The sequence below is a fragment of the Candidatus Eremiobacteraceae bacterium genome (assembly GCA_035314825.1).
Classification (GTDB): Bacteria; Vulcanimicrobiota; Vulcanimicrobiia; order Eremiobacterales; family Eremiobacteraceae; genus JAFAHD01.
On sequence record DATFYX010000072.1, the window covers coordinates 1 to 11,315 of the forward strand.

Genomic DNA, 11,315 nt, shown 5'->3' on the forward strand with positions numbered 1-11,315 from the left:
GCGTGGCCGAGCGCGTCGCGCGCGCGTGTGAGCGACTCGAGCTGGCGCGCGTTCGCGACGAGCGCGGTGTTCGCGGCGATCGCACCGCCTCCCCAGCCCAGCCGCGCGATCGCACGCCGGACCGTTTCGACCGTCACCGGCCGGCGGACGCTGCCCACGATGTGCTCGACGCTCGGCAATTCGCGCGCGAACTCGCGCGCGCCGGCGTCGCCGAGATCGAGCTTGTTGAGCAGCACGATGCGCGGGCGCCCGTCGCTCGCGCGCATGACCTCGCGCGCCTCGGCGCGCAGCGGCGACGACGCATCGAGCACGACGACGATCAGTTCGGCGTCGCCGATCGCGCGCCGTGCGCGCGTCACGCCCTCGGCCTCGATCGCATCCGACGTGGCGCGCAGCCCGGCCGTGTCGCGCAGGCGCAAGACCACGCCGTCGACCGCGACGCGATCCTCGACGATGTCGCGCGTCGTGCCCGGCGTCTCCGACACGATGGCGCGTTCGGCCTCGACCAGCGCGTTGAGCAATGATGACTTGCCGGCGTTGGGCGGCCCGGCGATCACGCAGTCGAGGCCGTCGCGCAATGCGCGCGCGGGACCCGCGCCCGCGAGCAGGCCATCGACGCGAGCGCACTGCTCGCGGATGACGGACTCTAGGCGCGTCGCATCCGGCGCCGGCACCTCATCGGGATAGTCGACGTGCGCTTCGATCTCGACCAGGCGGGCAGTCAGCTGCGCGCGCAGTTCGCGCAGACTCCGGCCGAGCGCTCCTTCAAGCCGGGCTGCGGCCGCCGCCGCGGCTTGGCGCGACTGCGCGTCGATGAGATCCGCCACCGCTTCGGCTTGCGCGAGGTCGAGCTTGCCGTTGACGAACGCGCGCCGCGTGAATTCTCCGGGCGCCGCCAGACGCGCGCCTGCGGCGACCACGTGCGCCAGCACCGCTGCGACCACGCCCGCTCCGCCATGCACCTGCAGCTCGACCACGTCCTCGCCGGTGTATGACTGCGGCGCTGCGAACAGCAGCGCGAGCGAATCGTCAAGACGCTGGCCCGTGTGCGGATCGCGCACCCAGCCGCGCCGCGCGTGCGCATTGCGCAGCGCTCCGCCGCGCGCGGGCTCAAAACATGCGGCGGCGATCGCTCGTGCCTGTGGACCGGAGATGCGCACGATCGCGACCGCCGAGACGCCGGGAGGCGTGGCGATGGCTGCGATCGTGTCGTCGTGTTGCATGGTCACGTCGTCGTGGAATTGCGACGCGCGCCAAAGCAGCGCCTTGGCGCTCGCGCCTGCCGCGCACAATGACGACGCGCCCGTGCAGGCGCGTCGTTGGGTCCTCGTGTGTCGTACGTCGGGCGCGTCAGTACGCGGGCTCCTCGTCGTACTCCGGCGGACGCTCCGGGGGCGCGTCGCGCGGCACGATCACGACGCGCCGGTTCGAGCCGCTGCCGGTCGATTCGGTCGCAAGCGCGGGATGCGCCGCCAGCGTCAGATGGATGATGCGGCGTTCCGACGGCGGCATCGGCGAGAGCTCGATCGCCACGCCCTCGCGCAGCGCGCGATCCGCGCTGCGTTGCGCGATCGAGCGAAGCGTCGCGACGCGGCGCGAGCGGTATCCCTCGACGTCCACCGCGAAGAACAGCCCCTCGGATTCGCCGCGATGCATGACCGCGTTGACGATCGCCGTGAGCGCATCGAGCATCGCACCGTGCTTGCCGATGAGAATCGCGAGATCGTCATCGGAGCTGTCGTCGTCGCGGCGGAAGCGATCGGGCGGTCCGGCGGGCGCGATCCCGCGGATGTCGATCATCACCTGCTGTCCGTCGCGCGCCGGTTCGACGCCCCCGTACGACAGGCGTGCGGGCAGGCCCAGCGCCGCGATCAAGCCGGCGAGGAAATCGCGCGCCTCCTTGAACGGCTCGACCAGCTCAGGCGGACAGGTCTTGCGCGGCGCCGGACGGCCGCGGCCGCCGTCGCGCCGGTAGCCGCCACCGCGCTCGTTTCTGCCGCCGTTGCGGCTGTCGGAGGGGCGGCCTCCGAAGCCGCGGCCACCAGAACCGGAACCTGAGCCTGGGCCGCGACCGTAGCGCGGCGCACCGCCGCGATTGCCGTGCGGCCGATCGCCGCGCCCGTGAGGGGATCCGTAATCGTTCATGAGCCTTGTTTTGCGCCTCCACCGGACGGATTGATGGCGGCCGGCGCGTTGGCCGCGCCGTTGCCGCTGGGCTGGACTTTGCGCACCTTGGCGCCACATTTCTCGCACTTGCTACCCTTGACCACGACCAGACGCTCGTTGCACGACGGGCAATCGAGCGGATAGCCGGCCAGCGTCGCCGGCGTCTCGGCCGGCGGCGCGCCGATGCGCGACGGCGAACGCATGATGATCCATTGCTGCGTCATGCTGATCACGTTGAAGCCGAGCCAATACAGGATGAACGCCGACGGATAGCCGCGCAAGAAGAAGAAGAGCGCGACCGGCATGATGAGCGAGTTGATCTTCATCATCTGCGCCTGCTGCGGGTCGATGTTCGGCGTCGGCGTCAAGCGCACCGAGAAGTACAGCGAGACGGCGTAGAGCAGCAGCAGCACTTGGTCGGGCTGGGCCAGATTGACGGCGAGGATGTGGGGGAATTTGAGCGAGAGCGGCGAGCCGATCCATGCCCACGTCGCCGCTTTGAACTGTTCGTTGTGATCCTTGATGGCGAAATACACCGCCGAGAGGATCGGCAGTTGCACGAGCAACGGCAGGCAGCCGCCGAGCGGATTGACGCCGTGCTCCCGATACAGCGCCAGCGTCTCCTCTTGGAGCTTCTGCTTGTTGTCCTTGTACTTGGTCTGAAGCCGCTTGAGGTATGGCGCGAGCGCCTGCATCTCTTTGGCGGACTTGAACTGCTGCACGTACAGCGGGATGAGTGCGACGCGCACGACAAGCGCGAGCACGAGCATCGACCAGCCGTAATTGTGCGTCACGCCGTTGATGTAGTCGATGACCGAGCCGAAGAAATGCCAGAGCGGATCGAATATCGGCGCGAACGGGTTGGCGAACCCGAACACCAGGGCGGACACGTGAACCAGGATGGCGATCGTCATGCTCTCTTCTTATAGATGAAGTCTACGGAACCGGGTCGTGGCCACCGGGATGCCACGGATGGCAACGCAGCAGCCGTTTGGCGGCCAGAGCCGACCCGCGCGCCCCGCCGTACCGCTCGATCGCCTGCGCCGCATACTCAGAACATGTGGGCGTGAAGCGGCACGCCGGCGGCAGCAGTTTCGAGATCGTCCGCTGATAGGCGCGGATGGCGACGACCAGCGGGTTCATGCGCGCTTCCGAGGCGGCCGAGCCTCGGCGTCGCGCGCGCGCGCAAGCGCGCTCGTCAGGTTGCGTCGTAGTTCGACGAATGTCAGGCCCGCGGCACCCGGCCGGCACGAGATGACGTACCAGCGGTGTGGCGCGCGCAAACCCTCGGCGTCGAGGATGGCTTTGCAGCGTCGGCGCAGCCGATTGCGATGCACCGCCTTGCCCACCGTCTTGGGGATCACGACGCCGACCTTAGTCGTCGTCGCCCCGCGCGGCTCGTACCCGTACAGAGTGAAAGCCTCGCGTTTCACCGGTGCGCCCCGACGGATCACAAGCGTGAACTCCCGCCGGCCGCGCAGGCTGTCGAAGGTGCGCATGGTGCGCTGTCCGTCGGCGCCGTCCTAGTCCGGCGTGAGGCGTTTGCGGCCCTTGCGGCGGCGCGTGGCCAACACGCGACGGCCGTTCTTTGTGGCCATCCGCGCGCGAAACCCGTGCGTCCGCTTGCGCCGGCGGTTGTGCGGCTGAAAAGTGCGTTTCACGTTGTATCGGGGCTCCTACATACCAAGTGCCGCCCGCGGCGGCACTTGCGACAATGGCGATTGGAGAAGCTTCATTATAGATGCGGGCCTGCAATACCGTCAAGAAAGGCGCTGCAGTGACGTTTGCGGGACGTAGGCACTCCCGCGCCGCGCACGGAAGGCCGTGGACCTCTCCGTGGACAGGCGGTGTATGGCGAAGCGACGCGCGTGGATCGGAAAACCGCGCAAACACCTGGCGCACAAGGGCCCTATCGCTTGCCGCGATGCTCGCGGCCTCCTTATTCACACCTGTGGATAACATTGTGGATACGTTCGCGGGGAGGCGCAAGGGCTTATGGGGTGGGGCATTGCGCCGTTTCGCGCGCGAAAAACTCGTAAATCTTGTTTGCGGGCGCGGGCGAACGATCGGAAGTTCGCGCGGCTCGGGTGCGAACGCGCGCTCCCATCGCGCAAGCCCTTGCGCCATGCGCGAGAAATCGTATCCACATGCACATCGCTTTTGCTGTGGATATGTGCATAGAAAAAACGCGCAAACCCTGAAGGAATAAGGATTTCCGCTCACTAAAGCGCGGAGCCCGTCCGAATTGCGGCTCACGACTCGGACAGCGATTTCCTTTACGAACGAATAGAAAGAAGTGATGGAAGTGGCGACTGTTCTCGGTACCAATGAAGAATATCTGTGGCAGAGCTGTTTGAGCGCGCTGGAAAACCGTTTCACAAAACCGATCTTCGAGACGTGGATCAAACCGATGCGCGTCCAGCGCATGACCACGGACGAGATCACCCTCGCCGTGCAGAACGCCTTTGCCAAAGATTGGGCCGAGAACCGTCTCAAGGTGACTATCCTTGGGACGCTGACCGAGATCATGGGAGCCCCCATGAACGTCCGCTTCGTCGTCGACGACGCGGTCGTGGACCCCTCACCGGGACAACAGGGGCAGGCCACGCCGACGGACGCGGCGCCGCAGATGGCCACGGTCACCGACGATTTCAGACACACCGGCCTTACGGACCGCTACACGTTTGAACAATTCGTCGTCGGCGCGACCAACCGGTTCGCGCACGCGGCAGCCCAAGCGGTGGCCGACTCGCCCGCACGTGCGTACAATCCCCTCTTCATCTACGGCGCGGTCGGTCTGGGCAAGACGCACTTGATGCACGCGATCGGGCATCGGGTCCTTGTCTCCGACCCGAAGGCGCGCGTCGTGTACGTCTCGTCCGAGACGTTCACCAACGAGTTCATCACCGCGATCAAGAACAACCAGACCGTCGAGTTCCGCAACCGCTACCGGACGGTCGACGTGCTGCTCATCGACGACATCCAGTTCTTGGAAGGCAAGGAGCAGACGCAAGAAGAGTTCTTCCACACGTTCAACACGCTGCACGAGGCGTCCAAGCAGCTCGTGATCTCGAGCGACCGGCCGCCCAAGGACATCCAAACGCTGGAGAACCGGCTGCGCTCGCGATTCGAGTGGGGCCTGCTGACCGACATCCAACAGCCTGACCTCGAGACGCGCGAGGCGATCCTGCGCAAGAAGGCGGAGAGCGATCACATCGACGTGCCGCACGAAGTGACGTCATACATCGCCAAGATCATCCCGTCCAACATCCGGCAGCTCGAGGGCGCGCTCATCAAATTGACCGCCTACGCCTCCTTGTATAAGAAGCCGATCACCGTCGAGCTGGCCACCGAGGTGCTGCGCAACGAGATCCAAGAGGTGCCGTTGCGAAAGGTCACCATCGCGCTCATCAAAGAGAAAGTGGCCCGCTTCCACGGCATCACCCTCAAGGAGCTCGAGGGCCAGCGCCGCGACCACCGCCTGACCGTGCCGCGCCAGATCGCGATGTACTTGGCATGCGACCTCACCAACGCGTCGCTGCCCCAGATCGCCCGCGAATTCGGCAAGAAGGACCACACGACCGTGATGTACGCGCGCAATAAGGTCAAGGACCAGACCGAGCGCGATCCGGAGTTCCGCAGCAAGCTCAAATCGGTCGTCGCGACCATCAACCAAGACGGCTGAACGCGTTCATCCTAAAGTCCGTGGATACGCTGCGGATGGGGTGGATAGCCGGATGCGCGAGGCGCGCGCCGGCGGCCCGATGTGCAAGCGGTGCATGGGGCGGCCCGCGCTCCACAGCCGACACCGGGGCGCGAACGCAACAACCACCGACGACGCCGACGTCATCCTCGCTATACACCGCCCTATTACGGAGATGACGACATAAAGAAAACTAGATAGGCTACGGAATGAACTGAGCGGCGTTGCGAATAACTACGCACAGCACAAACGCTACGAGGGAAGACGATGAAGTTCAGTTGCAACGCGAAGGATGTCGCGGGGGCGGTCGCCGCTGCCAGCAAGGTGGTCAACGCCCACAGCACCATGCCGATCTTGGGGAACGTCTTGCTGACGGCCAGGAAGGGACGCGTCAGCGTCCGCGCCACCGACCTTGAGCTCACGCTTGAGAACGCGTTCAACGCCGAGGTGACCGAGGAAGGCCGCTGCACCGTGCCGGCGCGCCTGTTCTCCGGCTACCTCGCAAACCTGCCGGCCGCCACGCTCGAGATGACGGGCACCGCGAGCCGGGCGACGCTCAAATGCGAGCGATCGAACTACGAGTTCTTCGCCTTGCCCGCCGATGAATATCCGCCGTTGCCCGAAGGCACGTCGTCGGATGAGTTCCGGATCGATGCCAAAGCGTTCCGCGAAGCCGCGACCGCGGTCACCTTCGCCGCCTCGAGCGAAGAGGCGCGCGGCCCGGTGCTCATGGGCACGCTGCTCGAACTTGACGGCGCATCGCTCACCATGGTGGCCACTGACGGTTATCGCCTCGCGCGCTATCAGCTTGCGCTGACCGAACCCGTCAAGCAATCCGCGCGCCTCATCGTGCCGGCGCGGGCGCTGGGCGAAGTCGTGCGCGTCGCGTCGGGCGGCACGATCGAAGCGACCGTGCTGGGCGGGCAAGCCAACCAGCTCGTATTCAACACCGGCGATGTGAAGGTGATCGCCCGCCTCATCGACGGGCAGTATCCCAACTATCAGCAAGTCATCCCCAAAGAGTTCGACAAGCGCGTCATCGCAAGCACCGAGAAGCTGCTGGCGAGCCTGCGCCGCGCCGAAGTGGTCGCCGGCGACCGCGCCAGCATGGTCAAGCTCGCGATGGACGGCACGAGCCTCGTGATCACCGCTAGCTCCGACACCGCCGGCACCGCGTACGAGGAGATCGACGTCGAGCGCAGCGGTGATCCGCTCACCATCGCCTTCAACGCGAAATACTTGGTCGAGATCCTCAACCACGTCGGCGCGGACACCGTCGCGATGAGCTTCCAAGGCGCGCTCAATCCCGGCGCGATGCGCCCGGCGTCAGGCGAGCTCGCCGAGCGCCAGCTATACATCCTCATGCCGCTGCGGCAGTAGACAGTGCGCGTCGACTCGCTCGAACTCGCGAATTTCCGCAACTATGCCGCCCTCCGCTTTGACCCGCCGGAGGGCGCGTGCATCTTGGTGGGTGCCAACGCGCAGGGCAAGTCCAACGTGCTCGAAGCGCTCGCCCTGTTGGCGCTGGGGAAATCGTTCCGCACGGTACGCGAATCGGATCTGATCCGTTTCGACGCCCCCGCCGCGAGCGTGGCGGCGCAGGTCCACACGCGCTCGGGCGTCGCGTCGGCCGGCTGTGTGATCACCCGCGCGGGCGAAGGCGCGCGCAAGCGCTTCTTGCGCAACGGCCGCGGCGTCTCGTATGGCAGCTTTCTCGGCGGCATCACTGCGGTGACGTTCGCGCCCGCGGATCTGGGCTTGATCACCGGTCCCGCCAGCCTGCGGCGGCGCCTCCTCAATGCGGCGCTCTCGCAGCTCGATCGCGGCTACTACCACGACTTGGCCGCGTACATCAAAGTGCTGGCGCAGAAGAACGCCTTCTTGCGCTCGCCGGATGCGGGCGATCGCACGTTGCTCGCGACGTACAACGCGCAAGTGACCGACATCGGCACGCGCCTGGTGAGCGCTCGAGCCGCCTACGTGCGCCGTCTCGGACACGAAGCCGAGACCGCGCACGCGCGCTGGGTGGGCAGCCGCGACGCATTGGAGGTGGCATACGCTCCGTCCCCGGCGCAGGACGCGTACACACCCGATGCGATATCCGGGCGCCTTGCCGAAGCGCTCGCGCTGGGCGCGCGCGCCGAAGCGGCGCGTAAGGTGTCACTGTTCGGGCCGCACCGCGACGACATCTCGATCGGTTTGGGCGGACGTGCGCTGGCGCGCTACGGATCGCAAGGCCAGCAGCGCACCGCCGTGCTGGCGATCAAAGCGGCCGAATACGCACTGGCGCATGCGGCAGCCGGCGAAGCGCCGCTGCTGTTGCTCGACGACGTGCTCTCCGAACTCGACGAACAGCGCCGCCACGCGTTCATGTCCAGCATCGCCGGCTTCGAGCAGGCCTTCATCACCGCCACCGATCTGTCCGACGTCGCGTTCGAGACGCCGCATCACGTGGTGCACGTCAAGAACGGCACGCTGGTGCAGGACGTGCGGCGCGCCGCAAGCGCATGACCGGGCCGAAAACGCTGCGCACGCTGCTGGCAGCATACCGGCCGGCGGGCGAACGCGTCGCCGCAGGCGGCGAAGCAGGCGCGCTGTCCGCGGCGTGGCCCGACGCGGTCGGCGTCGACGTTGCCCGGCGCACGCGGGCGGGAGCGTTCCGTGACGGCGCGCTCACCGTGCTCACGCCGAGCAGCGCGTGGAGCCATCAGCTCACGTTTCTGGCGCCGACGATCATCGAGCGGTTGCGCGAGCGCTGCCCGGGCGTGGATCTGCGGCGATTGAAGTTCGCGGTGGCCAGCGGCCGCAGCCGCGCGTTGCTCGCGGGCAACGTGGGAGCCCGCTCTTCGAAAGCGCCGGGGCCGGCGGCTGCGGATCGGGCGAGCGCCGTGCGGCCGGGGCCGGGGCTTGACGAGGCGCCGGCAGCGGGGGATGACCTCGAAATGGTCCTTGCCCGCCTGCGGCGCGCACAAACTCAGCTCGACGAGCGCCGCGCGCAGGCCGGCTGGCAGCGCTGCAGCACGTGCTCATGTTGGTGCACGTCGCCGCCCCTGTGCGGCGTCTGTCGCGAACAAGCGCGCCGCGCCGCCGATGGCGCGATCGGCGGCGTGCTCGCAAACGCTCCCTGGCTGAAGCACGCCGAGCTGCGGCGCGAATTGCCGGCTGCCGACGCGCGCAGCTACGAGCGCGTTCGGCGTGCCCTCATGACGCAGTGCGAGCTGCAGATGTTCAACGCGCGCGCTCGCTTGCGACGGGACGCTCTTGACGCCGCCGACCGCGTCGCGGCGTGGAGCTTCGTCATGCTCGCGACGCAGCAGCGCAAGGAGGAGTTGAGCGGCGCCGTGCTCGCAAGCGTTCTCGGACGGCAATGGGCCGATGCGCTCCTTCGCGACGGGCAACGAAAGGCGCCGCGGCCGGTTCGCGAGAAACCAGATAAGTAGCGATTCTGACGAATGTATGAAGCGGTCGAATTCATTCGGCCGATATCTTGGGCGAGCGCGGCTCGCCCGCTTTGCCGCTTAAGGGTATGATGTTGGCGAAAAAACCGAGCGACGGCGAATACGGCGCCGCCCAGATCAAGGTGCTCAAAGGCCTGGAAGGCGTGCGCAGGCGGCCGGGCATGTACGTGGGCGACACCAGCACGCGCGGGCTGCACCAGATCGTCTTCGAAGCGGTGGATAACGCCGTCGACGAAGCGCTCGCCGGCTATTGCCGCAACATCACCGTGACCATCCACAAAGACGGCTCGCTCTCGGTGGAAGACGACGGCCGCGGCATCCCGGTCGACGTCATTCCGAGCGAGAAGAAGCCCGCGATCGAAGTGGTCATGACGGTGCTGCACGCAGGCGGCAAATTCGATCAGCTCGGCTACAAGGTCTCCGGCGGCCTCCACGGCGTCGGCATCTCGGTGACCAATGCGCTTTCCGAATGGATGATCACGCGCGTCAAGCGCGACGGCAAGCTCTACGAGCAGAAGTTTTCGCGCGGCATCGCGACGTCCAAGCTCAAAGTCCTCGGGCCCGCGGACGGCACGGGCACCGTGCAGCACTTCAAACCTGATTCCCAAGTGTTCTCGACGCTGGAGTTCTCGCTCGACATCCTGCAGCAGCGCCTGCGCGAACTGGCGTTCCTCAACCGCGGGCTACGCATCGAGCTCAACGATGAACGCACGGACAAGAAGCAGACCTTCATGTACGAAGGCGGCATCAAGAGCTTCGTCGAGCATATCAACAAGAACAAGGAGCCGCTGCACGACGTCCGCTACATCGCGGGCGAGCGCGGCAAGGTCGCGGTCGAGGTCGCGTTCCAGTACAACGACGGCTACATCGAGCAGGTCTACGCCTACGCCAATAACATCCACACCGTCGACGGCGGGACCCATCTGGTCGGCTTTCGCACCTCGCTGACGCGCGTGCTCAACAACTACGCCAAGAAGCACGGCATGCTCAAGGAGTCGGAAGGCAACCTGGCCGGCGAGGACGTGCGCGAAGGGCTGACCGCGGTCGTCTCCGTGAAGCTGCCCAACCCCGAGTTCGAAGGCCAGACCAAGGCCAAACTCGGCAGCACCGAGGCGCGCGGCGCGGTCGACGAGATCGTCGCCGAAGCGCTCAATTACTACCTCGAGGAGAACCCCGGGCCGGCGCGGCGCATCATCGAAAAGACGATCAACGCCAATCGCGCGCGCGAGGCGGCGCGCAAGGCGCGCGATCTGGCGCGGCGCAAGAACGCGCTCGACGGCGGTTCGCTGCCCGGCAAACTCGCAGACTGCTCCGAACGCGATCCCGCCAAGAGCGAGATATTCCTGGTCGAGGGCGAATCCGCCGGCGGCAGCGCCAAGCAGGGCCGCGACCGGCACTTCCAAGCGATCCTGCCGCTCAAAGGCAAGATCCTCAACGTCGAAAAGGCGCGCTTGGACAAGATCGTCGGCCACGAGGAGATCCGCGCGCTCATCACCGCGCTCGGCACGGGCTTCGAGGCCGATTTCGACGTCAGCAAGCTGCGCTACCATCGCATCTACATCATGACCGACGCCGACGTCGACGGCTCGCACATCCGCACGCTGCTGCTGACGTTCTTCTTCCGCTACATGCGCAAGCTCATCGAAGACGGCAATCTGTTCATCGCACAGCCGCCGCTCTACCAGGTGAAGAAGGGCAAGAAGATCTGGTATTGCTATCGCGACGACGAGCGCGACGCGGTCATCGCGCAGGCCGGCGATGGCTACTCGATCCAGCAGTACAAAGGCCTGGGCGAGATGGATCCCGAGCAGCTGTGGGAGACCACCATGGATCCGGAGCGGCGCATCGTGCGCAAAGTGCTGCTCGAAGACGAAGTCGCCGCCAACGAGATGTTCTCGATCCTCATGGGCGAGAAAGTGGACCCGCGCAAGCAGTTCATCGCCGACAACGCGCGCGACGTCAAGAATCTCGACATCTGACGCGCCGGC

Annotated in this window: 11 protein-coding genes; 5 read left to right on the top strand and 6 right to left on the bottom strand. The window is 66.4% G+C overall.

All coding sequences use genetic code 11. The annotated features are described in order from the left end of the window. The 6 genes from mnmE to rpmH all read right to left on the bottom strand — a co-directional run. Positions 1–1,292, bottom strand: a 1,292-nt coding sequence (gene mnmE, locus VKF82_09945; protein HME82386.1) for a tRNA uridine-5-carboxymethylaminomethyl(34) synthesis GTPase MnmE, incomplete at its 3' end; no start/stop codon positions are given. Between the two features lie 58 nt (positions 1,293–1,350). Continuing rightward, entirely contained in the window at positions 1,351–2,145 is a 795-nt protein-coding gene (locus tag VKF82_09950) for a R3H domain-containing nucleic acid-binding protein (GenBank protein HME82387.1), read from the bottom strand. Then, positions 2,142–3,080 (bottom strand): YidC/Oxa1 family membrane protein insertase, encoded by a 939-nt coding sequence (locus tag VKF82_09955; GenBank protein HME82388.1) that lies wholly within the window; start codon positions 3,078–3,080, stop codon positions 2,142–2,144. The genes VKF82_09950 and VKF82_09955 overlap by 4 nt, the downstream gene beginning before the upstream one ends. 22 nt (positions 3,081–3,102) lie before the next feature. Next, entirely contained in the window at positions 3,103–3,309 is a 207-nt protein-coding gene (gene yidD, locus VKF82_09960) for a membrane protein insertion efficiency factor YidD (GenBank protein HME82389.1), read from the bottom strand. Beyond that, positions 3,306–3,665 carry a ribonuclease P protein component gene (gene rnpA, locus VKF82_09965; GenBank protein HME82390.1) on the bottom strand — a complete coding sequence of 120 codons (360 nt, stop codon included), beginning with the start codon at positions 3,663–3,665 and terminating at the stop codon, positions 3,306–3,308. The genes yidD and rnpA overlap by 4 nt, the downstream gene beginning before the upstream one ends. Positions 3,666–3,689: 24 nt before the next feature. Then, the gene (rpmH, locus tag VKF82_09970; protein ID HME82391.1) at positions 3,690–3,827 is read right to left on the bottom strand and encodes a 50S ribosomal protein L34; all 138 of its coding nucleotides are present in this window, start codon (positions 3,825–3,827) and stop codon (positions 3,690–3,692) included. 644 nt (positions 3,828–4,471) lie between these two features. Here rpmH and dnaA point away from each other — a divergent pair. The 5 genes from dnaA to gyrB all read left to right on the top strand — a co-directional run bounded on the left by dnaA (position 4,472) and on the right by gyrB (position 11,306). Beyond that, on the top strand, positions 4,472–5,851 hold the full coding sequence (gene dnaA / locus VKF82_09975) for a chromosomal replication initiator protein DnaA (GenBank protein ID HME82392.1): 1,380 nt from the start codon (positions 4,472–4,474) through the stop codon (positions 5,849–5,851). 285 nt (positions 5,852–6,136) lie between these two features. After that, a complete protein-coding gene (gene dnaN / locus VKF82_09980; GenBank protein HME82393.1) occupies positions 6,137–7,249 on the top strand; it encodes a DNA polymerase III subunit beta in 1,113 nt (370 codons plus the stop codon). A gap of 3 nt (positions 7,250–7,252) precedes the next feature. Beyond that, positions 7,253–8,380, top strand: a complete 1,128-nt coding sequence (gene recF, locus VKF82_09985) for a DNA replication/repair protein RecF (GenBank protein ID HME82394.1) — start codon at positions 7,253–7,255, stop codon at positions 8,378–8,380. Beyond that, on the top strand, positions 8,377–9,309 hold the full coding sequence (locus tag VKF82_09990; GenBank protein ID HME82395.1) for a DUF721 domain-containing protein: 933 nt from the start codon (positions 8,377–8,379) through the stop codon (positions 9,307–9,309). The genes recF and VKF82_09990 overlap by 4 nt, the downstream gene beginning before the upstream one ends. 86 nt (positions 9,310–9,395) lie before the next feature. After that, entirely contained in the window at positions 9,396–11,306 is a 1,911-nt protein-coding gene (gene gyrB / locus VKF82_09995) for a DNA topoisomerase (ATP-hydrolyzing) subunit B (protein HME82396.1), read from the top strand. Positions 11,307–11,315 lie beyond the last annotated feature (9 nt).

What these genes read in the sequence shown, in the direction of transcription:
- yidD (HME82389.1), bottom strand. Translation starts at nt 3,309, where the DNA reads ATGAACCCGCTGGTCGTCGCCATCCGCGCCTATCAGCGGACGATCTCG.
- VKF82_09955 (HME82388.1), bottom strand. Translation starts at nt 3,080, where the DNA reads ATGACGATCGCCATCCTGGTTCACGTGTCCGCCCTGGTGTTCGGGTTC.
- dnaN (HME82393.1), top strand. Translation starts at nt 6,137, where the DNA reads ATGAAGTTCAGTTGCAACGCGAAGGATGTCGCGGGGGCGGTCGCCGCT.
- VKF82_09990 (HME82395.1), top strand. Translation starts at nt 8,377, where the DNA reads ATGACCGGGCCGAAAACGCTGCGCACGCTGCTGGCAGCATACCGGCCG.
- rnpA (HME82390.1), bottom strand. Translation starts at nt 3,665, where the DNA reads ATGCGCACCTTCGACAGCCTGCGCGGCCGGCGGGAGTTCACGCTTGTG.
- VKF82_09950 (HME82387.1), bottom strand. Translation starts at nt 2,145, where the DNA reads ATGAACGATTACGGATCCCCTCACGGGCGCGGCGATCGGCCGCACGGC.
- gyrB (HME82396.1), top strand. Translation starts at nt 9,396, where the DNA reads ATGATGTTGGCGAAAAAACCGAGCGACGGCGAATACGGCGCCGCCCAG.